Annotated in this window: 24 protein-coding genes; 17 read left to right on the top strand and 7 right to left on the bottom strand. The window is 71.4% G+C overall.

Annotated elements, in window-relative coordinates; all coding sequences use genetic code 11:
• Positions 1-108: 108 nt before the first annotated feature.
• From argH to IT184_18225, 3 genes are read right to left on the bottom strand one after another with little or no spacing between them, the layout of a single operon-like run.
• Positions 109-1,491, bottom strand: coding sequence for an argininosuccinate lyase (argH, locus tag IT184_18235; GenBank protein ID MCC7010756.1), 1,383 nt, complete (start codon positions 1,489-1,491; stop codon positions 109-111).
• Positions 1,491-2,624, bottom strand: coding sequence for an argininosuccinate synthase (locus IT184_18230; protein MCC7010755.1), 1,134 nt, complete (start codon positions 2,622-2,624; stop codon positions 1,491-1,493). Before IT184_18230 ends, argH begins: the two co-directional genes overlap by 1 nt.
• Complete coding sequence (locus IT184_18225; GenBank protein MCC7010754.1) at positions 2,624-3,073, bottom strand: arginine repressor; 450 nt, start codon at positions 3,071-3,073, stop codon at positions 2,624-2,626. Before IT184_18225 ends, IT184_18230 begins: the two co-directional genes overlap by 1 nt.
• Positions 3,074-3,278: 205 nt before the next feature.
• On the opposite strand from IT184_18225, the gene argB reads away from it, so the two are divergent.
• The 14 genes from argB (at position 3,279) to IT184_18155 (ending at position 15,015) form a co-directional block, all read left to right on the top strand.
• Entirely contained in the window at positions 3,279-4,127 is an 849-nt protein-coding gene (gene argB, locus IT184_18220) for an acetylglutamate kinase (protein ID MCC7010753.1), read from the top strand.
• A 5-nt stretch (positions 4,128-4,132) separates the two neighbouring features.
• A complete protein-coding gene (locus tag IT184_18215; GenBank protein ID MCC7010752.1) occupies positions 4,133-5,317 on the top strand; it encodes an acetylornithine/succinylornithine family transaminase in 1,185 nt (394 codons plus the stop codon).
• Positions 5,318-5,339: 22 nt separating this feature from the next.
• Positions 5,340-5,846, top strand: coding sequence for a GNAT family N-acetyltransferase (locus IT184_18210; protein MCC7010751.1), 507 nt, complete (start codon positions 5,340-5,342; stop codon positions 5,844-5,846).
• Between the two features lies 1 nt (position 5,847).
• Entirely contained in the window at positions 5,848-7,071 is a 1,224-nt protein-coding gene (argJ, locus tag IT184_18205; protein ID MCC7010750.1) for a bifunctional glutamate N-acetyltransferase/amino-acid acetyltransferase ArgJ, read from the top strand.
• A 20-nt stretch (positions 7,072-7,091) separates the two neighbouring features.
• Positions 7,092-8,018: an ornithine carbamoyltransferase gene (argF, locus tag IT184_18200; GenBank protein MCC7010749.1), complete on the top strand. Its 927-nt coding sequence runs from the start codon at positions 7,092-7,094 to the stop codon at positions 8,016-8,018.
• A gap of 11 nt (positions 8,019-8,029) precedes the next feature.
• Entirely contained in the window at positions 8,030-8,728 is a 699-nt protein-coding gene (locus tag IT184_18195; GenBank protein ID MCC7010748.1) for an HAD family phosphatase, read from the top strand.
• A 181-nt stretch (positions 8,729-8,909) separates the two neighbouring features.
• Complete coding sequence (hisI, locus tag IT184_18190) at positions 8,910-9,242, top strand: phosphoribosyl-AMP cyclohydrolase (GenBank protein MCC7010747.1); 333 nt, start codon at positions 8,910-8,912, stop codon at positions 9,240-9,242.
• On the top strand, positions 9,232-10,116 hold the full coding sequence (locus IT184_18185) for an ATP phosphoribosyltransferase (GenBank protein ID MCC7010746.1): 885 nt from the start codon (positions 9,232-9,234) through the stop codon (positions 10,114-10,116). Before hisI ends, IT184_18185 begins: the two co-directional genes overlap by 11 nt.
• On the top strand, positions 10,116-11,351 hold the full coding sequence (hisD, locus tag IT184_18180) for a histidinol dehydrogenase (GenBank protein ID MCC7010745.1): 1,236 nt from the start codon (positions 10,116-10,118) through the stop codon (positions 11,349-11,351). The genes IT184_18185 and hisD overlap by 1 nt, the downstream gene beginning before the upstream one ends.
• Before the next feature lie 20 nt (positions 11,352-11,371).
• Entirely contained in the window at positions 11,372-12,391 is a 1,020-nt protein-coding gene (locus IT184_18175) for a histidinol-phosphate aminotransferase family protein (protein ID MCC7010744.1), read from the top strand.
• The gene (hisB, locus tag IT184_18170) at positions 12,354-12,962 is read left to right on the top strand and encodes an imidazoleglycerol-phosphate dehydratase HisB (GenBank protein MCC7010743.1); all 609 of its coding nucleotides are present in this window, start codon (positions 12,354-12,356) and stop codon (positions 12,960-12,962) included. Before IT184_18175 ends, hisB begins: the two co-directional genes overlap by 38 nt.
• Positions 12,959-13,573, top strand: a complete 615-nt coding sequence (gene hisH / locus IT184_18165; protein ID MCC7010742.1) for an imidazole glycerol phosphate synthase subunit HisH — start codon at positions 12,959-12,961, stop codon at positions 13,571-13,573. The genes hisB and hisH overlap by 4 nt, the downstream gene beginning before the upstream one ends.
• Positions 13,567-14,328: an imidazole glycerol phosphate synthase subunit HisF gene (hisF, locus tag IT184_18160; protein MCC7010741.1), complete on the top strand. Its 762-nt coding sequence runs from the start codon at positions 13,567-13,569 to the stop codon at positions 14,326-14,328. Before hisH ends, hisF begins: the two co-directional genes overlap by 7 nt.
• Positions 14,329-14,334: 6 nt before the next feature.
• Positions 14,335-15,015 (top strand): 1-(5-phosphoribosyl)-5-[(5-phosphoribosylamino)methylideneamino] imidazole-4-carboxamide isomerase, encoded by a 681-nt coding sequence (locus tag IT184_18155; GenBank protein ID MCC7010740.1) that lies wholly within the window; start codon positions 14,335-14,337, stop codon positions 15,013-15,015.
• A 232-nt stretch (positions 15,016-15,247) separates the two neighbouring features.
• Here IT184_18155 and IT184_18150 read toward each other — a convergent pair whose 3' ends face one another.
• Together IT184_18150 and IT184_18145 are read right to left on the bottom strand one after the other, a co-directional pair.
• Positions 15,248-17,428 carry a xanthine dehydrogenase family protein molybdopterin-binding subunit gene (locus IT184_18150; protein ID MCC7010739.1) on the bottom strand — a complete coding sequence of 727 codons (2,181 nt, stop codon included), beginning with the start codon at positions 17,426-17,428 and terminating at the stop codon, positions 15,248-15,250.
• A gap of 128 nt (positions 17,429-17,556) precedes the next feature.
• Complete coding sequence (locus IT184_18145) at positions 17,557-18,039, bottom strand: (2Fe-2S)-binding protein (protein MCC7010738.1); 483 nt, start codon at positions 18,037-18,039, stop codon at positions 17,557-17,559.
• A gap of 42 nt (positions 18,040-18,081) precedes the next feature.
• On the opposite strand from IT184_18145, the gene IT184_18140 reads away from it, so the two are divergent.
• Both IT184_18140 and IT184_18135 read left to right on the top strand, forming a co-directional pair.
• Positions 18,082-19,203 (top strand): XdhC family protein, encoded by a 1,122-nt coding sequence (locus IT184_18140; GenBank protein ID MCC7010737.1) that lies wholly within the window; start codon positions 18,082-18,084, stop codon positions 19,201-19,203.
• A gap of 35 nt (positions 19,204-19,238) precedes the next feature.
• Positions 19,239-20,180: an MBL fold metallo-hydrolase gene (locus tag IT184_18135; GenBank protein ID MCC7010736.1), complete on the top strand. Its 942-nt coding sequence runs from the start codon at positions 19,239-19,241 to the stop codon at positions 20,178-20,180.
• 178 nt (positions 20,181-20,358) lie between these two features.
• On the opposite strand, the gene IT184_18130 is transcribed toward IT184_18135, so the two are convergent.
• Positions 20,359-21,282, bottom strand: coding sequence for a TIGR01777 family oxidoreductase (locus IT184_18130; GenBank protein ID MCC7010735.1), 924 nt, complete (start codon positions 21,280-21,282; stop codon positions 20,359-20,361).
• 3 nt (positions 21,283-21,285) lie between these two features.
• Positions 21,286-21,864 carry a nucleotidyltransferase family protein gene (locus IT184_18125; GenBank protein ID MCC7010734.1) on the bottom strand — a complete coding sequence of 193 codons (579 nt, stop codon included), beginning with the start codon at positions 21,862-21,864 and terminating at the stop codon, positions 21,286-21,288.
• A 147-nt stretch (positions 21,865-22,011) separates the two neighbouring features.
• Between IT184_18125 and IT184_18120 the strand changes: the two genes are divergently transcribed.
• A complete protein-coding gene (locus IT184_18120) occupies positions 22,012-23,589 on the top strand; it encodes a TolB family protein (protein MCC7010733.1) in 1,578 nt (525 codons plus the stop codon).
• Positions 23,590-23,618 lie beyond the last annotated feature (29 nt).

Below are 23,618 nucleotides of genomic sequence, written 5' to 3'. Positions count from 1 at the left end.
CACGCGAGGCGTGCGCGATGCGTCGGCGCGAGCAACGCGGGCGTCGGGACATGCGGGCGCGATACGCTTCGTCGCCGGATCGGCAGCGTGATGCCCGCGGACACACGGCTACCGATTATGGACCAGCCAGCCTTTCAGCTCGGCGAGCGCCGCCGCCACGGCCTCGGGATTGGTCGACTGCGGCGTCTTGCGCGCCGCCACGGCGGCCTCCGGCGTGATCGCCTGGAAGATGCCGTCGTCGAAGAGCTCGTGATATCGCCGCCAGTCGTCGAGCGACAGCGCCGAGAAGTCGCGGCCGTCCGCGTAGAGATCGCGCACGATGCGGCCGGTCACCTCGTGAGCGGTGCGGAACGGCAGGCCTCGTCCGACGAGGTAGTCCGCCACCTCGGTCGCGAGCAGCAGGCCGGAGGCGGCCGCCCGCGCGGCCGGCGCGCGCAGCGCCAGCGTGCGCACGACGGTCGCCGACGTGCGCGCGCACGCGATCACGGTGTCCTCCGCCTCGAAAGCGATCGCCTTGTCCTCCTGGAGATCCTTGTTGTAGCCGAGCGGGAGCCCCTTCATCGTGGTGAGCCAACCGGTCAGCAGGCCGATCGCCTTGCCCGACTTCCCGCGGACGAGCTCCAGCGGATCCGGGTTCTTCTTCTGCGGCATCAGGCTCGACCCGGTCGCCACCGAGTCGTCGATCTCGAAGAAGCCGAATTCCTCGCTCGAGAGCAGGATGACGTCTTCCGCCAGCCGGCTGAGGTGCACCATGGCCATCGCACAGGCATAGAGAAACGTCGCGACGAAATCGCGATCGCCCGACGCGTCGATGCTGTTGGCGACCACGCGCGCGAAGCCGAGCCGCCGGGCGAGCCACGCCGTGTCGATCTCGTACGCCGTGCCGGCGATGGCGCCCGATCCAAGCGGCAGGACGTCGGCCTCGGCGCGGGCGACGTCGAGCCGATCGACGTCGCGCCGGAAGGCGGCGGCGTGTGACAGGAGCACGTGGGCCACGAGCACGGGCTGCGCGCGCCGCAGGTGCGTGTAGGACGGCATCACCGCGCGGCCGGCGCCCTCGGCCTGTGAGGCGAGCGCCTCGATCAGCGTGCGCACGGCCTGCTGCACGACCCCGATGCGGCGCTTCAGATAGAGACGGAAATCGACGGAGACCTGCTCGTTGCGCGACCGTCCGGTGTGCAGCCGGCGGCCCGCCTCGCCGACGCGCTCCACGAGGTGCCGCTCGACGAACGAGTGCACGTCCTCGTCCGCCGCCTCGTCGACGAGCGCCGGATTGGCGTGCACCGCGGCTCCGACGGCGGCGAGCCCGTCGAGGATCGCGGTGCAGTCGGCCTGCGTGATCACGCCCGCGCGCGCGAGCGCTTCCGCCCACGCCCGGCTGCCGGCGATGTCGTCGTCGATCAACCGCCGATCCACCTGGAGCGACTTGCCGTACTCGAAGACCTCGGCGTCAGGCTGCTGCGCGAACCGGCCGGACCAAAGCGTGGACACTAGGCATCCTTCCCTGTCGAGGCCGGAACCGCGACCCCGCGCGGATCGGCCGGAATGGCGCGGACGGCCGAGATCTCGCACCGCCCCGCGAACAGCCGGACGCACACCTCGCCCGCGAGATGGCGCCGCGCGCTGGCCGCGAACGCATCGAGCGCCTGCCGGGTGAGGCCGTACCAGTCGCCGCGCTCGATCAACGCGGCATATCGCCCGCCGAGATCGGTCGCGAGCCGGTCGAGATCCGCGGGCAGGACGTCACGCCGCAGGGCGGCGTACGCCGGACAGAGCACTACTGCCGCCGACGCGTCGAGATCGATCCCGCGAGGGCTCGAGGCCACGCGGCCCACGCCGTGCGCCGCCGCGATCGTCTGCAGCGTGACGACGAGCTCGACGGGATCGAGGCTGACGCCGTTGAGCCCAACCGGCACGCCATCGGCGAAGGCGATGTCGATCGTCGCCGACGGCGGAAACCGGTCGTCGTCGTCCGATGCGGCCGCGGTGCGCAGCGGCCCGGACGGTCCGATCGGCCGCTCCCAGAGGTTGCCATGCTCGAGCGGATCGTCCGCTCTCGTCTCAGCGGCGGCGTGAGCGCGCGCGCCGTGGGATCGTTCCCCCACCTGCCGTGTCGGGAACTCGAGCGATTCGTCGGCGCGGGAGAACCGCTGGCGATCGCGATCGCCGAGAAGCTCCAGGCCGTCGCGGCGAACGAGATCCGCGAGGGTGACGACGTCGAGCGCCGGATTGAGCGCGTGAAGCGCGTGCGCGAACCGCGCGACGCCGCCCCGCGACCGTGCGCCGTGCGCGACCGCGGACGCCCCTTCGAGCGCGGCGATCTCGGTGAGGGACCGCGCGATGAGCGGCGCCGTCAGCGCGTGGCCGAGCCCGTCGCCAGGCTGCAGCGCGCCGGCGGCGAACGCCGGCCAGACGAACTCGCGGAGGAACGGCTCACGCGCGTCGATCACGTGCGCTCGGCGCGCGCCGAGCGCCAGCGCCCGCTCGCGCACGTCCTCGAGCGTGCGGCGCTGCCCCACGTCGAGCGTCACGGTGACGACCTCGGTCCGCGCGTCGCCCGCGATCGCGGCGAGCGCGCGCGCATCGTCGCGGCGTCCGCTGTCGGCGAAGACGACGACGGCCATCAGGCCTTGACCATCGCTTTCAGCTTGGTCTCGACCGCGGCCGCGGCCGGCCCGCCCCGACAGACGAGCAGGATCGTGTCGTCGCCCGCGATCGTACCCGCCACCTCCGCGAGCTGTGCGCGATCGATCCACTCGGCGAGGCCCTGGGCCTGCCCGCGATCCGTCCTGACCACGACGAGCGGATCGACGCGCTCGAACCCGCGCACGAGCGTCGCCACGGCGCGCTGGAGCTGCGTGCCGACCGCCGGGCCGCCGCGGTCGAGACCCGGCCGCACGTACGCGCCGTCGCCCGCCCGCTTGACGAGCCCGAGGTCCTTCAAGTCCCTGGAAATGGTGGCCTGGGTCGCGTCGATGCCCACAGCGTGGAGCCGCTGCCGCAGCATCTCCTGGGAGGCAATCGGCTCGCGATCGATGACGTCCAGTATCTGAGCTTGGCGCCAGGCTTTCATAGTTATTCAGCCGCGGCTCGAATCATACAGTGTCTGCATAGTTGAGCCAAGCGATTTGGCGGAGCCGAAACGCGAATCTCGATTGACTCCGTCATCCTCGGCATGTATATCTATTTGCTGTTGTGAATATCTATTCTGCCAATGTCGACGAGGCGACCGGCTGCGCAGCCCTATCGCCCACCTTTGCCGGCCGAAGAGGCGGGCGATGACGCCGCTCGTCCTGAAGCTCGGCGGCGAGCTCGTCGAGACCGCCGCACAGCGGGCGAACGTGGCCGCCGCCCTGGCAGCCGCCAGCCGCCGCCGGCCGGTCGTTGTCGTTCACGGTGGCGGGCGCGCGATCGACGCCGAGCTGGCGCGGCGACACATCGCGCCAGCGAAGGTCGAGGGCCTCCGCATCACCGACCGCGAGACGCTCGACGTGGTGATCGCCGTGCTCGGCGGCACGGCGAACACGGAGCTGGTCGCCGCGTGCGTGGCGGCCGGCGTCCCGGCTGTCGGTCTGACCGGCGCCGACGCGGGCTTCGCCCGCGCCGTGCGGTCCAGCGCGCATCGCACGTCGAGGGGCGACACGGTCGATCTCGGGTTCGTCGGCGATCCCGTCGGCGTGGACGCCGCGCTGCTGAACGCGCTCCTCGCGGCGGGCTACGTGCCCGTCGTCGCCAGCCTCGGCCTCGAGACGGCGACAGACGATGGACGCCTTCCCGCGATCCTGAACGTCAACGCCGACGTCATGGCCTGCCGCATCGCGGCGGCCTTGAGCCACTGCGATCTGGTGATCGCCGGCACGACGGCGGGCGTGCTCGACCGTGACGGCTCGACGATCGCCGATCTGGATCTCGACGGCGTCGATCGGCTGATCGGTGCCGGCACGGCCACGGCCGGCATGATCGCGAAGCTGGCCTCGTGCCGCGCGGCGCTCGACGCCGGCGTCGCACGCGTGCGAATCGTCGACGGCCGCGGCTTCGGCGGCACGAGCGATCTAGAGGCGGCGCCAGGCACGACGCTGCTCCCGGCACACGCGGCCGCCGGCACGGCTGAGGAACCAACACGATGACGACGATGACGGATGTGAAGGCGCTCGAAGCGCAGTACCTGCTGCAGAACTACAGGCGGCAGCCGGTGGTCTTCCAGCGCGGAGACGGCGTGCGCCTCTTCGACGACGCGGGCAAGCCGTACCTCGACTTCGTGTCGGGCATCGGCGTGGCGTCGCTCGGCCACGCGCATCCCGTGCTCGCGAGCGCGCTGGCCGATCAGGCGCGGACGCTGCTCCACACGTCGAACCTCTACTACCACCCGCTGCAGGGTGAGCTCGCGAAGCGCCTCGTCGAGCTGACCGGCCTCGATCGCGCCTTCTTCTGCAACAGCGGCACGGAGGCGATGGAAGCCTGCCTGAAGTTCGCCCGCCGCTACTGGCAGGCGCAGGGCCGGAACCGGACGAACTACGTGGCGTTCTCGCACGCGTTCCACGGACGGACGATGGGCGCGCTGTCGGTGACGTGGGACGAGCACTACCGCGCGCCGTTCGAGCCGCTGGTGCCCGGCGTGACGTTCGTGCCGGCCGACGATCCTCGAGCGCTCGCTGCCGCCGTCGACGAGGACACGGCCGCCGTGGTGTTCGAGCCGATCCAGGGCGAGGGCGGCGTGCGCCCGTTCTCGCCGGCGATGGCCGGCGCGGTCGCGGCCGCGTGCGAGGCGACCGGTGCGCTGCTCATCGCGGACGAAGTCCAGTCCGGCTCGTGGCGCACGGGCGCATTCCTTCGCAGCGGCGCCCTCGGGCTGAAGCCGGACCTCGTCGCGCTCGGCAAGGCCCTCGGCGCCGGCGTTCCGGTGGGCGCCACGCTCGTCACCGATCGCGTCGCCGCCACGATCGCAGCAGGCGATCACGGCACGACGTATGGCGGCAACCTGCTCGCCTGCCGCGCGGCGTTGACGTTTCTCGACGTGATGGAGGCCGGCGTGCTCGACACGATGCGCCGCGCATCCGCGCGGCTCTTCCAGCGGCTGCACGAGATCGCGGCGCGCCACCCGGCGCTCGTCGCCGAGGTGCGCGGCGCCGGGTTGATCGCCGCGCTCGATCTGCGCACGGACGCGCTCCCCGTCGTCCAGGCGGCGCTCGGACGCGGTCTGCTCGTGAATCGTACGGCCGGCACGGTCGTGCGCCTGCTGCCGCCGTACGTGGTGACGGACGCCGAGGTGGACGAAGCCGCCGCCGGCCTGGACGCGGCGCTGGCCGTGCTCGCGTGACGTGGGGGACGAGATGAGCGACGTGATCATTCGAACCGCGACCGTGGACGATGCGAGCGCGATCCATGCGCTGATCGACGCGAACCGCACCGCCGGACATCTGCTCCCGCGCGATCTCGCGAACGTCCGCCGCCGCGCCGGCGCGTTCGTCGTCGCCGACTTCGACGGTCAGGTCGTCGGCTGCGCGGAGCTCGCGCCGCTTTCGCCTCTCGTGGCCGAGATCCGCTCGCTCGTCGTCGCGCCAGACCTGCGCGGCGCGGGTGTCGCGACGGATCTCGTGGCCGAGCTTCGCCGGCGGGCGGACACGACGGGGTTCGACACGCTCTGCGCGTTCACGCACGACGCCCGCTTCTTCGTGCGGCAGAACTTCTCGATCGTGCCGCACCTCTGGGTGCCGCAGAAGATCGCGAAGGACTGCGCGCCGTGCCCGCTGTTCCGCCGCTGCGGCCAGCACGCGATGGTGCTGTCGCTTCGCGCGACGTCCCGCCATGCCGTCGCCGACGTTCCCCAGCACGCCGCGGTCGCCTGAGATGACGACGACGCGTCTCGATGGGGGCGTGACGACCCCGCGCGGCTTCCGTGCGGCCGGCGTGGCCTGCGGCATCAAACGCCGGCGGGCCGGCGCCGATCCTGCGCTCGACCTGGCCCTGCTCGTCGCCGACCGGCCGGGGCCGAGCGCGGCGGTGTTCACGACCAACAAGGCCGTGGCCGCGCCGGTCGTCGTCTCGCGCGCCAACCTCGCCGCGTCACACGGCCTGACGCAGGCCGTCGTGGCGAACAGCGGCTGCGCCAACGCGGCCACCGGCGCCCGAGGCCTCGAGGTCGCGGGCGACATGGCGGCCCTGGCGGCCGCCACCGTCGGCTGCACCGTCGATCAGGTGCTCGTGGCGTCGACCGGCGTCATCGGCGTGCAGCTCGACGTCGAGAAGGTCCGACACGGCATCACGGCCGCTCACGCCGCGCTCAACCGCGACGGCGGTGATGCGGCCGCGCGCGCGATCATGACCACCGATCCGTTCGCGAAGTCCACGGCGGCGATCTGCGACACGCCCGCCGGACGCGTCACCGTCGGCGGCATGGCGAAGGGCTCCGGCATGATCGAGCCGCGGATGGCGACGATGCTCGGCTTCCTGACGACCGACGCGCGGGTCGATCCGATCGTGCTCGGACGCGCGCTCCGCCGCGTCGTCGACCGGACCTTCAACGCCATCACGGTGGACGGCGAGTGCTCCACGAACGACTGCGTCTTCGCGCTGGCGTCCGGCGAGTCCGGCATCGCGATCGAGAGCGACGACGATCCCCGCCTGATCGACCCGCTGATGGCGGTGGCCGGCCATCTCGCCCGAGAGATCGTGCGCGGCGGCGAAGGCGCGACCAAGCTCGTGACCGTGCAGGTGACCGGCGCCGCATCGGAATCGGACGCGTGGCTGGCGGCGAGGACCATCGCGAACTCACCGCTCGTGAAGACGGCCGTGCACGGCGGCGATCCGAACTGGGGCCGGCTGGTCGCCTCGGCCGGCCGCTCCGGCGCCGAGTTCGTGCTCGACCGCGCGTCGGTGTCGATCGGCGACGTGCCGCTCTTCGTCGCCGGCACCCCGCACGACGAGCGTGCGGACGCCGCCGCGGCCGTCCTGCAGGCGCCGGAGATCACCATCACGGTCGACCTCGGCACCGGCGGCCGGCACGAGGCGACCATGTGGACCTGCGACTACAGCGCCGATTACGTCCGGATCAACGCGGAGTACCGAACATGAACGCACCAGCGGCCACCGCGATGCGCACGCGCAAGGACTACCTGTCGGTTCACGACCTGACGCACGCCGACCTGCGCCGCGTGCTCGACCTGGCGGCGGCGCTCAAGCGCGACCGCGCCGCCGGGCGCTTCACCGCGCGTCCACTCGCACACAAGCAGGTGGCGCTGATGTTCGAGAAGCCCTCCCTGCGCACGCGGATGACGTTCGTCGTCGCGGTCCGCGAGCTCGGCGGCGACGTGATCGAGATGCCGGCCGACACGGTGTTCGGCGGCCGCGAGTCCCTGGAGGACGTGGCCCGGAACGTCGAACGCTGGGTGTCGGCGGTCGTCGCGCGGACGTTCGAGCAGGCGCGGCTGGCCGCGTTCGCCGCCGCGGCGCCTCGCCTGCACGTCGTCAACGCGCTGACCAATGAAGAGCATCCCTGTCAGGTGCTCGCCGACATGCTCACCCTCGAGGAGCACCTCGGCCGGCTGCCGGGCCGCGTGCTCGCCTACGTCGGCGACGGCAACAACGTCGCGACGTCGCTCGCGCAGGCCGGCGCCATGCTGGGCGTGCACGTGCGGATCGCGACGCCCGAAGGCTTCGAGCTTCGGCCCGAGGTCGTCGCGCGCTGTCGCGATCTGGCAGCGCAGGGCGCCACGCTGACGCTGCTCCACGATCCGCAGGCGGCAGTGTCCGGCGCCGACGCGGTCTACACCGACGTGTGGACGTCGATGGGACAGGAAGCCGATGCCGCACGGCGCGAGGCGGCGTTCCGTCCGTACCAGGTGAACGCCGAGCTGATGGCGGCCGCCGCGCCCGGCGCGCTCTTCATGCACTGTCTTCCGGCGCACCGGGGGCAGGAAGTGACGGACGCGGTGATCGACTCGCCGGCGTCGGTCGTCTTCGATCAGGCCGAGAACCGGCTGCACACGCAGAAGGCGCTCCTCGCGCTGCTGATGAGCTGACGCGACCCGACGTGCCGCCACCGGATTCCTCGTCTCAGCGCGTCACCGCCGTCGTGCTCGATTTCGACGGCGTGATCGCCGACTCCGAACGCCTCCATCTCGGCGCGTTCCAGGAGGTGTTCGCCGCGCACGGCTGGACGATCGGCGACGCCGAGTACTTCGACCGGTACATCGGCTTCGACGATCGCGGCCTGGTGCTCGCCTATCTGGCCGATCGCGACCTCGTCGTGGCGCCGGCTCGGATCGAGGCCATCCTCGCGGCGAAGGCGCAGGCATTCGGCCGCCACCTCGCGTCGACCGACATCCTCTATCCCGGCGCCCGCACCGCGGTGCAACAGCTCGCGGGCGCGTATCGGCTCGCCATCGCGTCGGGAGCGCTCCATCACGAGATCGTGGCCATCCTGCGCACCGGCGGGCTGGCCGATCTCATTCCCGTCATCGTTGCCGCCGACGACGTCGCGGCGTCGAAGCCATCGCCTGAGCCGTACCTCGCGGCCGCTGCGAAGCTCGGCGTGCCGGCGTCGGCCTGCGTCGCGATCGAGGACTCGCCCGCCGGCCTGGCATCGGCGACCGCCGCGGGCATGCGCACGATCGCGGTGACGACCACGGCGCCGGTGCACGCCGTGCTCCACGCCGACCGCGTGGTCGCGGCGCTGCGCGACGTGACGCCGGCGCTCGTGGCAGAGCTTGGGAGGCCGGCGGCGCTGTGATAGCATCGACGGCAATGTCGCGGTTCCTCCATGTCCATCTCCACCATCACCACGGTCGGACGACCGGACGGTGGAGCTGCGCGTAGCGACGATTCGACCTCGCTCGATTGCTTAGCAGCCCGCCGGTTCTGGCGGGTCCCTGATCTTCCCCGCCATTTCCGCCGGCCAAGGATGTTCCGGTATGGATTTCTCGAAGCTCGACGGGCTCGTGCCCGCGGTGATTCAGGACGTCGACTCGCTCGAGGTCCTCATGGTGGGGTTCATGAACGACGAGGCGCTGCGGCGCACGCGTCTGACCGGCTTCGCCACGTTCTACTCTCGATCGCGCCAGAAGCTCTGGACGAAGGGCGAGACGTCGGGCAACCGCCTCGAGGTCGTCGAGCTGTTCACGGACTGCGACGACGACACGGTGCTGGTGAAGGTGCGCCGGCTCGGCGACGGCGTCGTGTGCCACACGGGCGCGCGCAGTTGCTTCTACACGCCGCTCTCGCGCGAGAACGCCAATGACGCTTAAGCTCGGCCTGCCCAAGGGCTCGCTGCAGGACGCGACCATCCAGCTCTTCGCGCGCGCGGGCTTCAACATCTACGTCAACTCGCGGTCGTACTATCCGACGATCGACGATCCCGAGATCGAGTGCCTGCTGATTCGCGCGCAGGAGATGGCCCGCTACGTGGGCGACGGCGTCATCGACGCGGGCCTGACCGGCCTGGACTGGATCGCCGAGCACGCGGCGGCCACCGGCCGCGACACCGTGGTGCCGGTGGCGGACCTCGTCTATGCGAAGCAGAGCTTCGGGCGGGTGAAGTGGGTGCTCGCCGTGCCGGAAGACTCGCCGTACCGGACGCCGAAGGACCTCGACGGCAAGACGATCGCGACCGAGCTCGTCCGCGCCACCGAGGCCTACTTCCGGCGGCAGGGCGTCGGCGTGAACGTGGAGTTCTCGTGGGGCGCGACCGAGGTCAAGCCGCCGGTGCTCGCCGACGCGATCGTCGAGGTGACGGAGACCGGCTCGTCGCTCCGCGCGAACCGGCTGCGGATCATCGACACGGTGCTGGAGTCGAACACGCAGCTCATCGCCAATGCCCAGGCGCTCGCGCACGCGGCCAAGCGGACGAAGATCGACAACATCGCGCTGCTGCTGCGGGCCGCGATCGAGGCGCACGGCCGCGTGGGCCTGATGCTCAACGTGCGGCGCGAGGACCTGCCCACGGTGCTGGGCCTGCTGCCCGCCTTGCAGCGGCCGACCATCTCGCCGCTCAGCGAGGACGGCTGGGTCGCGGTGAACACGGTGATCGAAGAGCGGACCGTCCGCGAGCTGATGCCGCGCCTCAAGGCCGCCAACGCGCAGGGCATCGTCGAGTACCCGCTCAACAAGATCGTGCTGTGATGCGCATCATCTCGACGACGGATCGCGCGGCGCTCGACCGGCTGGTGTCCCGCGACGCGGCGCGGCGGGCGGACGTGGAGCGCGACGCCGCGCGCATCGTGGCCGACGTCCGCGCCCGCGGCGATCGTGCCGTGCTCGATTGGACGCGCCGTCTCGATCGGCCGCTCGCGGCCGTCCGCCCGGTCGCCGCGGCCGAGCTGAAGCGCGGATGGTCCGAGACGCCCGCGGCCGTCCGCCGCGCGCTCAGGATGTCGGTGTCGCACCTGGAGAAGGTGGCCGCGAAGCAGGTGCCGAAGCCGTTCGCCGTCACGGTCACGCCGGGCGTGCGCATCGAGCAGCGCGTGCAGCCGCTCGCGCGCGTCGGCTGCTACGTGCCGGGCGGACGGTATCCGCTGCCGTCCACGCTGATCATGACCGTCGTGCCCGCGCGTGTCGCGGGCGTGCGCGACGTCGTCGCCGTGTGTCCGCGCCCCGCTCCGGCCGTGCTCGCGGCGGCCCTCGAGGCCGGCGCGTCGGAGGTCTTCGCCATAGGCGGCGCGCAGGCGATCGGCGCGCTCGCGTACGGCACGCGGGCGATCGCGCGGGTCGACAAGATCGTCGGGCCGGGCAACGCCTGGGTGACGGCCGCCAAGGCGCTCGTGTCGGCCGACTGCGCCATCGATCTGCACGCGGGCCCGAGCGAGATCGTCGTCGCCTCGGATCGCGGGCGGCCGGAGTGGATCGCGGCCGACCTGCTCGCGCAGGCGGAGCACGATCCGGCAGCGCGCGCGCTGCTCGTGACGACGCGCCGATCGCTCGCGACCGCGGTCGCGGCGGAAGTCGACCGGCAGATGCCTGCGACAGGGCCGGCGAGGCAGTCGATCACGTCGAACGGCGCGATCGTCGTCGCCACGACGCGGCGCGAAGCGGTGGCGGTGGTCAACCGGCTCGCGCCGGAGCACCTCGTCGTCGACGAGGAGGCCGACGTCGACGCGTTCCAGACGGCCGGGACGATCTTCGTCGGGAGATGGAGCGCGCAGGCCTCGGGCGATTACTGCACGGGATCGAATCACGTGCTGCCGACCGGCGGCGCGGGCCGGTTCCGGGGCGGGCTCAGCGCCGCCGACTTCGTCCGGGTCTTCAACGTGCAGCGGCTCACGCGGCGCGGCATTCGCGCCATCGGTCCAGCCGTCGTGGCGCTCGCGGACGCCGAAGGGCTCGACGCCCACGCGCGATCCGTCCGGGTGCGGCTGTGAGGTCCGCGCCGGAACCGATCGTGCCCGGCGGATTGCGGCTCCACTTCAACGAGAACACGGCGGGCTGCTCGGAGGCGGTGCGCACCGCGCTGCAGGCGCTCATTCGCGAGGACATCGCGTGCTACCCGGACGCAGCGGCCATCACGGCGAAGGTGGCACGCTGGTTCGGCGTCGACCGCGGATGCGTGCAGCTCACGAACGGTCTCGACGAGGGCCTCCAGATGGTCGCGCAGTACGGCGCATGGCACCTCGGCGACCGAATCTCCCAACCCGAGATCGTCGTCGTCGAGCCGGCCTTCGAGGTCTACGAGTCGTGCGCCGAGGCGGTCGGGGCCCGGCTCGTGCGCGTGCCGCCAGCCGCGCGGTTCGCGTTTCCGATCGAGGACGTGATCGGCGCGATCACGCCGGCGACGCGCGCGATGTATCTCACGGACCCGAACAACCCGACGGGCGTGGGCATTCCGGCGGAGGCGATCGACCGCGTCCTCGAGGCCGCGCCGCACGCGCTCGTCCTCGTCGACGAGGCCTACGCGGACTTCAGCGGCCGGACGCTGATCGGCCCCCGGCTCGATCGCGCGCGCCACCTCGTGATCGGCCGGACGTTCGCGAAGGCCCACGGCCTGGCGGCGCTGCGCATCGGCGCCCTCGTCGGGCATCCGCGGACGCTCGATCGGCTTCGCACCGTGCAACTGCCGTTCTCGGTCAACGTCGCCGCCATCGCGGCCCTGTCGGCCGCGCTCGACGATCGCCGCCATCTCGAGTGGTACGTGAGCCAGTCCGCCGCGTCGCGTGAAGCGATCTACGCGTTCTGCCGGCGGCGCGGCCTCGCGTTCTGGCCGAGCGAGGGCAACTTCGTGCTGCTCCGCGTGGGCGACGCCGCCGCGATCGCGGAGACGATGGCTGCCGCCCGCGTGTTCGTCCGCGACAAGTCGGACGCGCCCGGATGCGCCGGGTGCATCCGGCTCACGGCCGGCGTGCTCGACCACACGCGTCGAGCGCTCGATGTACTGGAGGATATCCTTGCGTCGCGCGCGCATTGATCGGCGAACCACCGAAACCTCGATCCGGCTGTCGATCGATCTCGACGGCCAGGGCCGCTACGACGTGCGGACCGGCGTCCGGTTCCTCGACCACATGCTGGAGCTCGTCGCCCGTCACGGCGGGTTCGACCTGACGATCGCCGCCGACGGCGATCTCGACGTCGACCAGCACCACACCGTCGAGGACGTCGGCATCGCGCTCGGCGAGGCCATGGCGAAGGCGCTCGGCGACAAGCGCGGCATCAACCGCGCCGGCTACTTCCTCATGCCGATGGACGAGACGCTCGCGATCGCCGCCATCGATCTCTCCGGCCGGCCGTTCGCCGTCGTCGATCTGTCGAAGGTGCGCGCCGCGCGCGTGGGCGATCTGCAGACCGAGCTCGTGCAGGACTTCTTCGAGGGGTTCGCGAACGCCGTTCGGGCCAACGTGCACCTGAAGGTGCTCTACGGCCGATCGAGCCACCACCAGATCGAGGCGACCTTCAAGGCGTTCGCGCGGGCGCTGCGCGTGGCGTGCGCGAAGGACCGGCGGCTCGCGCGCATGCTGCCGTCCACGAAGGGCCTGCTGTGATCGCGCTCGTCGACTACGGCGCCGGCAACCTGACGTCGGTGCTCAAGGGCTTCGCGGCCGTGGGCGCCAACATCCGCACCATCCGATCGGTCGACGGCCTCGACGGCGCCGCCGGCATCGTCATCCCCGGCGTGGGACACTTCAACGCGACGGCGTCGCTCGACGAATCGTGGCGCGGCGCGATCGGCCGCGCGGTCGAGCGCAGCGTCCCGCTGCTCGGCATCTGCCTGGGCCTGCAGTGGCTGTTCGAGGGCAGCGACGAGGCGCCCGATCTGCCGGGCATCGGCCTGATGCAGGGCCGCTGCTTCCGGCTGAGCGGCGACGTGAAGGTGCCGCACGTTGGATGGAACACGCTCGAGACCGGCGCACGCCGATCCCGATTGCTCGAAGGCGTGCCCACCCAGGCGTCGGCGTACTTCACGCACTCGTACGCGGCGCCGGTCGGGCCCGACACGGTGGCGGTCACGACCCATGGCGTGCCGTTCGCGTCGGCCGTCGAGCGAGCCGCGATCTTCGGCGCGCAGTTCCACCCCGAGAAGTCCGGGCACACCGGGTTGAAGATGCTCGAGAACTTCCTCCGCGTCGTCCAGACGGGCGGGCGATCGTGCTGACCAAGCGCCTCATCGCCTGCCTGGACGTCCGAGACGGCCGCGTGGTCAAGGGCGTCAACTTCGCCGGCCTGCGCGCCGCCGGTGATCCTGCCGAGCTCGCCGACCGGTACAACCGCGAGGGCATCGACGAGCTGACCGTGCTGGACGTCACCGCCACGCTCGAAGGCCGGCGCGCGCTGCTCGACACCGTCCGCGAGGTCTCGCGCCGCATCTTCATCCCGCTCGGCGTCGGCGGTGGCATCCGGTCGATGGACGACGCGAGGGCGGTGATCGACGCGGGCGCCGACAAGGTCAGCCTCAACAGCGCGGCGCTCGCCGATCCGTCGATCGTCACCGCGGTCGCGAACACGTACGGCAGCCAGGCGGTGATCGTCGCGATCGACGCCAAGCGGGGCGCGGACGGCTTCGAGGTGTTCGCGCGCAGCGGCACGACGCGCGCCCCGCGCGAGGCCGTCGCCTGGGCGCGCGAAGCCGCCGACCGCGGCGCCGGCGAGATCCTGCTCACCTCCATCGACCGCGACGGCACGCGTTCTGGCTTCGACTGCGAGCTCACGGCGGCCGTCAGCGACGCCGTGCCGATCCCGGTGATCGCGTCCGGCGGCGCAGGCGTGCCGGAACACTTTCTCGAGGTCTTCGAGGCCGGCCACGCGGACGCCGCGCTGGCCGCCTCCGTCTTCCATTTTTCCGAGCACGCCGTGCGCGACCTGAAGACCTTCCTCGCGCAGCACGGCGTGCCCATGCGCTTGGACTGGTAGGCACCCGTGCTCATTCCTTCAATCGATCTGATGGGCGGCCGCGTCGTCCAACTGCAGCAGGGCGAGAAGCTCGTGCTCGCGAGCGACGATCTGGACGGCTGGATCGACAAGTTCTCGGCGTTCCCGATCGTGCAGCTCATCGATCTCGACGCGGCGATGGGACGGCCCGCCAACGACGCCCTGGTCCGCCGCGTCGCGTCGGCGCTGCCGTGCCAGGTCGGCGGCGGCGTGCGATCGATCGAGCGCGCGCAGGAACTGCTCGCCGGCGGTGCCCGCCGCGTGATCCTCGGGTCGTCGCTCTTCAACGATCGCGGCGTCAACCGCGGCCGCGCCGAAGCGTTCGCGGAGGTGATCGATCCGGACCTGCTCGTCGGCGCGATCGACAGCAAGGGCGGCAAGGTCGTCGTCCACGGCTGGAAGACACCGATCCCCGTGACGCCGGAAGACGCCGCGCGCACGCTCGAGCCCTACGTGGGCGCGTTCCTCTACACCCACGTGGACACGGAAGGACTGTTGACCGGCCTGAACCTTTCGGCCGTCAAGTCCGTCCAGGCGGCGACGAAGCGGCGCCTCATCGCCGCCGGCGGCATCCGCAACCGCGAGGAGGTCGACACCCTCGATCGGCTCGGCATCGACGCCGTCGTCGGCATGGCGATCTACACGGGGGCGATGGAGATCAGACCGTAGCGAGAGCTGCGTTCGGATCGGCGGAACGGTGCTGCGAGTCGTGCGCCGTGCGCTTCGAGCGGCGGCTCGACGCGATGGCCGTCACGGACTCGCGGTTGAGAACGCTCACGCGGAGCAGGACAGGTCGAGCCACGACATCCGCGACATCACGAAATGCCGGATCGACGTCCAGGCGCGTCGGAGAATACCCGTCACGTGTCTGCCTCTTGACCGATCGCGGGCCGGTCGGTCGCTACGCCCAACTGAAGCCCTGCTTCGCGAGCGGCAGCGAACGCACGCGCGTGCCGGTCGCCGCGTGGATCGCGTTGCACACCGCGCCGAGCACCGGCGGCAGCGCCGGCTCGCCCAGGCCCGTCGGCGAGTACTGCGTCGTCAGGAAGTGGACGTCGATCTCCGGCGGCGCCTGGTTCATGCGCGTCGGCTGGTAGCGATCGAAGTTGCTCTCGACCGCGTGGCCGTTCGCGAACGTCACCTCCCAGTTCATGAGGTGGCTGAGCGCCTCGATGGCGCAGCCCTGCGCCTGGTTCACGGCGTTGCTCGGGTTGATGATCTGGCTGCCGATGTCGCCGACGGTCCAGATCCGGTGCACCCTGACCTTCTTGGCCGCGTCGACGCTGACGTGGGCGACCGACGCGAAGTAGCCGAGATGACTGAAGTGGAAGCCGACGCCCATGCCCGAGCCCCGGGGCATGGTCGTCTTCGCCCAGCCCGAGCGATCGCGCACGGCGCGCAGCACGCTGCTCATCCGCTCCGCGTTGAAGATCGACGCCGGGTTCGGCGCGCCGCCGCCGCGGCCGCCGGCTCCGGGCGCCGCAGGCGGCGGCAGGGGAATCGGCGTGTTCGACAGCAGATCCAGCCGGAACTCGATCGGATCCCTGCCGGCGGCGACCGCCAGCTCGTCGAGGAACGACTGCATCACGAAGGCGATGCCGTTGCTGCCCGGAGCGCGCATCGCGCCGGTCGGGAAGCCGAGCGGCATGAGCGATCGGCCGTACGCGTAGTGCTGCACGAAGCGCGCGGGAAACTCCATGGCGCTCATGTCGGCGCTGGCGGCCACGCCCTGCCCGGCGCCGTACGTCACGAAATGGTTGCGCCACCCGGCGATCCGGCCTGATGCGTCGATGCCGGCTTTCAGGAAATGGAAGCCGCCGGGCCGATAGAAATCGTGCTGCACGTCCTGCTCGCGCGTCCAGAGCAGCTTCACCGGCGTGCCGTTGAGCTCTTTCGCGATCCACGACACTTCGGCAACGTAGTCGTTGGTCAGCCGACGGCCGAAGCCGCCGCCGCCGCGAAGCTGGTGCATCGTGATGTCGGCCGGCGTGATGCCGAGCGTCGTCGCGGCGAGCTGCAGGCCGTTGGCGGGCGTCTGGCTCGGCGTCCACAGCTCGAGCTTGCCGTTGGCGAAACGCGCGGAGGCGTTCTGCGGCTCCAGCGGCGCGTGCGACAGGAACGGATACGAGTACGCCGCCTCGACCACCTTCGCGGCGCCCGACAGCGCGCGCTCCACGTCGCCATCGGTCCGCACCCACGTCTGCGGCGTCTGCGGCCCGAGCTCGGCGGCCTGCCGCGCGAAGCCGGCGCTCGACTGCGCCGACGTCGCGCCCTCGTTCCACGTGACCTTCAACTTCTCGCGCGCGGTCTTCGCCTGCCACCAACTGTCCGCCACGATGGCGACGCCGCCCAGCAGGCCGGTCAGCACGGTGCCGCCCTCGACGACGAACGCGTGGCGGACGCCGGGCATCGCCCCGATCTCGTCGAGGTTCGCGCTCACGACCTTGCCGCCGTACACGGGGCACTTCTCGAAGACCGCATAGAGCATCCCCGGCAGCGTGAAGTCGATCGAGAAGATCGGCTTGCCGGTGACGATCGCGGCGTTCTCGACGCCCGGCGTCGGCTTGCCGATGATCCGGTACTCCTTCGGATCCTTGAGCTCGATGTCCGACACGGCGGGCGGCGGGAGCGCGGCCGCTCTCGCGGCGATCTCGCCGTAGCCCACGGACCGGTTGCTCGCGCGATGCTGCACGCGGCCGGACGACGTGGTGCACTCGGCTTCGGGCACGCTCCAGGTGGACGCCGCGGCCGAGACGAGCATCATGCGCGCCGCCGCGCCCACCTGCCGGAGCGGCGTCCAGTTGTTCGGCGTGGCCGTGCTGCCGCCGGCCGACTGCGGGCCGTACACCGCAGGGTTCACGTCGGCCTGCTCGATGCGGACGACGCTCCAGTCCACGTCGAGCTCGTCCGCGATGATCATGGGCAGGTGCGTCTTCGGCCCCTGCCCCACTTCCGGGTTCTTGGCCGTGATGTACACCGTGCCGTCCGGCATGATGCGCACGAACGCGTTCGGCGACCAGAGCGCCGGCGGCTGCGCCTGCGCGGCGCTCTCGGACGGCTTCAGATAGAGCGCGAGCAGCATGCCGCCGCCCCCGATCGCGCTCACGCGGAAGAACGCACGACGATCCATGAGCACGCTCTGCACGGCGCCTCCTACGAAATCCCGGCTTCGCTGCCGCTCGCTCGCCTCGCGGTGCACGGCGCGGCCACTCAGTCGTTGCCGGCGCCGTTGGGCCCGGCGAGGTTGAGCGACGCCTGCCGAATCGCCTGGCGGATGCGGAGGTACGTGCCGCAACGGCAGAGGTTGCCGCTCATCGCGCCGTCGATCTGGGCGTCGGTCGGATTGGGCGTGCGGGCGAGCAGCGCGACGGCCGACATGATCTGGCCGGCCTGGCAGTAGCCGCACTGCGGGACGTCGATGTTCATCCACGCGCGCTGAACCGGATGGCTGCCGTCAGCCGACAACCCTTCGATCGTCGTCACGCGCTTGCCCGCGGCCGCCGACACGGGCGTGCTGCACGAGCGGATCGGCTGGCCATCCAGGTGCACCGTGCAGGCGCCGCACTGCGCCACGCCGCAGCCGAACTTGGTGCCTTTGAGGCTGAGCACATCGCGGATGACCCACAGAAGAGGCATCTCGGCAGGCACGTCGACAGTCGTCGGCCGCCCATTGACGGTCAAGGTAAACGCCATGGAAGCTGCTCCAGGAGTATTCAGTTTTAAACTAGGTACGCCGTGACAGCAAGCGCAACCGTCAGGCCGAGCGCGTCGCCCTACGAACGCATGGCCGAGCTCTCGGCCGCCGGCCGCCGGTTCGCCGTCGCAACCGTGGTGCGGACCCACGGCAGCACGCCCCAGACGGTGGGCGCCAAGCTCATCGTGACGGACGATCCGGCGGACCGGCCGTTCGGCACGCTCGGCGGCGGGTGCGTCGAAGCGGACGCGATGCTCGCCGCCCGGGATGCCCTCGGCGGCGCCGGCCGATCGCTCCGCGAGTACCGCTTGAACGAAGAGCTCGACTGGAACACGGGGCTCGTGTGCGGCGGCACGATGTGGATCCTCGCGGAGCCTGGCGGCGACGCGCTCGCCGTCGCGGGCCGCGACCTCACGGCCGATCTCGCGCGCGCCGCCGGCGGCGGCCCCGCGCTCGCCGTGATCACGCGCCTCGAGCGCGCCGGGCGCGGCTTCGAGCTCGACCGCCGCATGGCGGTGTTCGCCGACGGCCGGCGCGTGGGCACGCTCGGTGATCCGATCGAGGACGCGCGCGCGGCCGACGCTGCCATCGCGCAGTTCCAGCACGGCCCGCCGCGGCTCGTCAGGGCCGACGACCAGCACGACCTGCTCATCGAGCCGGTGGCCGGCCGCCCCCATCTCGTCATCGCCGGCGGCGGTCACGTGGCGAAAGCCCTCGCCCGGCAGGCGCAACTGCTCGACTTCGACGTCACCGTGCTCGAGGATCGGCCCGAGTACGCGAACCGCGAGCGGTTCGACGGCGCTCACGTCGTGCTCGCCGGCGTGGCCCACAGCATCGCGTCGCTCGACTACGGCGCTCAGACGTTTCTCGTCGTCGCCACGCGCGGCCACAAGATGGACGCCGAGTGCGTGCTGGCGGCGGCGCGCACGACCGTGCGCTACATCGGGCTGCTCGGCAGCCGCCGCAAGACGGTGCTGATTGCCGACATGCTGCGCGACCACGGCGTGCCCGAATCGAGGCTGGCCGCCATCCACGCCCCCGTCGGCCTCGACCTCGGCGGCCGGTCGCCGGCCGAGATCGCGTTGTCCGTCCTCGCCGAGATCACGCAGATCCGCTACGGCGGCACGGGTCTGCCGCTGAGCCGGCTCTCGTCATCCACCTGATCGTGCTTTGTCGCCTTTGTCGCGGAGACATCACCATGCTGCGTCGTCGCCTGACCGTGCCCTCGACCGCCGTGCTCGGCCTCGCCATCGCCGGTACGCTCACGGCCCAACGCGGCCCCGTGCCGGATCCGCTCGTGCGCGAGAACGTGACGACCAGGCTGGCGCCTCACACGTACGTGATTCCCGACGGCGACGTCGGCCTCGTCCCCAACGTCGGCATCGTCGTCGGCAGCCGGGCGACGCTCGTGATCGATCCCGGCCTCGGGCGGCGCAACGGCGAGACGGTGCTCCGCGAGGTGGCGAAGGTCAGCCGGAACACCGAGCTCTACATCGCCTCGACGCACTTCCACGCCGAGCACACGACGGGCTACGTCGCGTTTCCCGCCTCGGCGAAGTACGTGAACTCGAAGGTGCAGGAGGCCGAGTTCGAGCAGGGCGGCATGCAGATGGTGCAGATGTTCTCGGGCCGATCGCCGGCGACCGCCGAGATCCTGAAGGACGCTGCGAGACGGCCCGCCGACATCACCTTCGACCGCGAGCACCGTCTGGATCTCGGCGGCGTGGCCGTCCGCTTCGTCGTCGTCGGCCCGACGCACACGCGCGGCGACACCGGCTTCTTCGTCGAGGGCGACAACGTTCTCTTCGCCGGCGACGTCGTGATGAACAGCTCGTTTCTGGCGGCGAACGCGGCATCGAGCGCGAAGGCCTGGCTGGCGGCGTTCGACACGTTCCAGGCGTTGAAGCCGCAGATCATCGTGCCCTCGCACGGCGCCGTCGGATCCGGTGGGCTCATCGAGGCGAACCGCGCGATCGTGCAGACGATTCAGACCCGCGCGCGGGCGCTCAAGGCGCAGGGCAAGTCCGCGGACGAGACGGCAACCGCCGTGCAGGCCGAACTGCAGGCCGCGCACCCGGCATGGCCGAGGGCGAACGGCATCACGGCGCTGGCGCGCGCCGCCTACGCGGAAGCGCCGTAGCCAGAACGCCATGCCGGCATCGCCGGGCGATCGCCCGCGCGGCTGTCGGCAGCGTCGCGACGCGTTCTTCGAGGAAGCGCAACCGATCGCGCGGAAGCTCATCGCGAGGTCGTGGACGCCGCGCTCGCCCCGGAAGCGCCGCGAAGTGCGCGGCCTCGTCCGGCCTAGGCGCGAAGGCTCAGCGGTTGGCCTTCACGGCGGCTGCCACGGCCGGGTCGATCTCCGGATAGCGAAACACGAACCCGGCGTCGACGGCGCGCCGTGGCACGACGCGCTGCCCTTCGATCAGCATCGCCTGCGCCATCTCGCCGTACACGAGCCGCAGGAAGAAGGGCGGCACCGGCAGGACGCTGGGCCTGTGCAGCGCGCGGCCCAGCGCGGCTGAGAACCGCGCGTTGGTCACCGGGTTCGGCGACGTGGCGTTGTACACGCCCTCGACCGCCGGCGTCGCGATCGCCCACAGCACCATCGACACGAGATCGTCCTCGTGGATCCAGGACAGGTACTGGCGGCCGCTGCCGATCGGCCCGCCGGCGAAGAGCAGGAACGGCACCTTCAGCCGCGCGACCACGCCGCCGCGGCTGGACACGACGACGCCCGTCCGGAGCGTGACGAGACGACAGCCGAGCGCTGCCGCCGGCTGCGCTTCCGCTTCCCACGCCTGACAGAGCTCCCCGAGGAAGTCGCGGCCGGCGGGGAACGACTCGTCCACCTCGCGCGCGCCGTCGCCGGTGCCGTAGTAGCCGACAGCCGATCCCTGGACGAAGACGGCCGGCCGGCGCGTCGCGGCCCGCACCGCCGCCACGAGGCTGCGGGTCGGCAGCACGCGGCTCGCTCGCAGCTCCCGCTTGCGTGCATCCGTCCAGCGGCGATCCGCGATGCCGGCGCCCGTGAAGTTGACGATCGCATGGGCCCCGTCGATTTCGGCTGCCCACGCGCCGCTCGTCCCATCGGGCTGCCACGCCGCGCGCCGAATCCTCGAATCGCCGCTCGACCCTGCACTGCGGCTCAGCACGACGACGTCGTGGCCATCGTCCGCCAGCCGCCGCGCCAACGCGCCCCCGATCAGCCCCGTCCCGCCCGCGATGATGATCTTCGTCACGGCTCACACCAAGTCGCCCGGCACGTCCACGTCGTGCAACACGCCGGCGTCCTCGACCGGCAACTCGACCGGCGGGCCGCCCGCCGCAGCCTGAAACGCGTCCTTCAACGTTCCCCGCGGATCGCCCTTCGCCGCGATGGCGTCGCAGACGACGCGAGGAAGCGCCACGGGATGACCGCGCTTCGGCCCGACGGCCGGAACGACGACGCGGCCGGTCGCGCGGCATGCGTCGACGACGGCGCGCACGGTGGCGGGCTGCACGAAGGGCATGTCGGCGGGAAGCACGAGCACGGGCGATCCGGCCGCAGCGATCAACCCGGCATGAATGGACGAGAACATCCCGCGGTCCGGTTCCGGGTTGACCACCGTCGTGACGCGCGAGTCGTCGAGAAGGCCGACCAGCTCGCGCGGCGCCTCAGGGCCGATGACCACGACGACGTCGTCGATGCCGCCGGCGGCGAGAGCCTCGAGCGTCCGGCGAATCAACGGCCGGCCCTGCACGTCGGCGAGAAGCTTCGGGCCGCCGAATCGCGACGAGCGTCCGGCGGCCGGAACCACGGCGGAGGGTGTGACGTCGGCCACGCGTCATCGTAGAGCAGTTCCGAGATGCGCCGCGATGGCTTGTCGGCCGCGGGCGGGTTCCGTTATCTTGTCAGCCGGTCACCCGACAACCATTCCGATCCGGCGGCTGTGTGCCCGATGCGTGGCCCGGCCGTCGATGGAGGCGTCATGACGCGCTGGATCCGCGGTTCGTTTCCGATCGCGATCGTCCTCGGCATCGCGGCTGGCGGCACGCGCGCCGGCACCGCGCCCACCGCGGCGATCGGCCTCTTCGACGGCAGCACCGACATCGGCGCGCCGTCGACGATCGGGCCGGGCTCGGCGACGTACGACGCGAGCCGCCAGGTCTACCGCGTCACCGGCGGCGGCGAGAACATGTGGGCGCGCGCCGATCACTTCCACTACGTCTGGAAGAAGGTCTCGGGCGACGTGATGCTCACGGCCGATGTCACGTTCGCCGGCTCGAAGCCCGAGACCGGCACGCCCAACGGCCATCGCAAGGGCGTGCTGGTGCTGCGGCAGACACTCGACGGCGACAGCGTCTACGCCGACGCCGCCGCGCACGGCGACGGGCTCACGTCGCTGCAGTGGCGCGCCGAGAAGGGCGACGTCACGCACGAGGTGCAGACGGATCTCGCCGGCCCGCGCCGGCTCCGGATCGAGAAGCGCGGCGACTACGTCTCGATGTCGGTCGCCGATCCCGGCGGCCAACTGCGGCCGGCAGGCGGGGCCGCGCGCGTGCCCTTCGCGGGGGAGTTCTACATCGGCATCGGCGTGACCGCGCACGACACCGGCCGGCTCGAGACCGTCGAGTTCTCGAACGTGCAGATCGCCACGCCGCCGTCGGCGACGGGACGCACGACGCTCGTCAACACGCTCGAGACGATCAGCCTCGCCTCCAAGGACCGCCGCGTCGCGTACGTCGTCACACAGCGCGATCGGATCGAGGCGCCGAACTGGTTCCCGGACGGGACCAACACGCTGTACTTCAACAATGGCGGCCGCCTGTACCGCGTACAGGCCGATCCGCCCGGCGCGCCGCGGAATCCGAACCGGAGGAGCACGCCGGAGGCGGTCGACCTCGGCCCGCTCACGCGCATCAACAACGACCATGGCGTGACGAAGGATGGCGAGCTGTGGGCGATCAGCGATCAGTCCCAGGTCGTCAACGGGCAGCGCCCGTCGCTGATCTACACCGTGCCGGCTGGCGGCGGCGCGCCGACGCGCGTCACCGAGCTGGGACCGTCCTACTTCCACGGGTGGTCGCCCGACGGCAGAACGCTCGCCTACTGCGGCGAGCGCAACGGCAACTTCGACGTCTACACCGTCTCCGCCGGCGGCGGCCCGGAGCGGCGCCTCACCACGGCGGCGGCGAAAGACGACGGCCCGGAGTTCTCACCGGACGGGCAGCACATCTACTTCAACTCCGATCGCAGCGGGTCGATGCAGGTGTGGCGGATGAAGGTGGACGGATCCGAGCAGGAGCAGATCACCAACGACCGCTTCGAGAACTGGTTCCCGCACGTCGCGCCGAACGGACAGGTGATGGTGTTCCTGAGCTACGCGCCGGGCTCGGGCGATCATCCGGCCAACAAGGACGTCGTGCTGCGGCGCATGAACCTCCAGACGCGCGCCGTCGATGCGCTGGCCGAGCTGTTCGGCGGCCAGGGCACGATCAACGTGTCGTCGTGGTCGCCGGACAGCCGCTATCTCGCCTTCGTGAGCTATCAGATCGTGCCCGAGTGAGCGCGCCGGTCCGTGAGCGAGCGCAGCTC

The organism is Acidobacteriota bacterium (assembly GCA_020853395.1).
Taxonomy (GTDB): Bacteria; Acidobacteriota; Vicinamibacteria; order Vicinamibacterales; family SCN-69-37; genus JADYYY01.
Note: the sequence above shows the minus strand (reverse complement) of the source record. Positions and strands in the feature narration are given on the sequence as shown.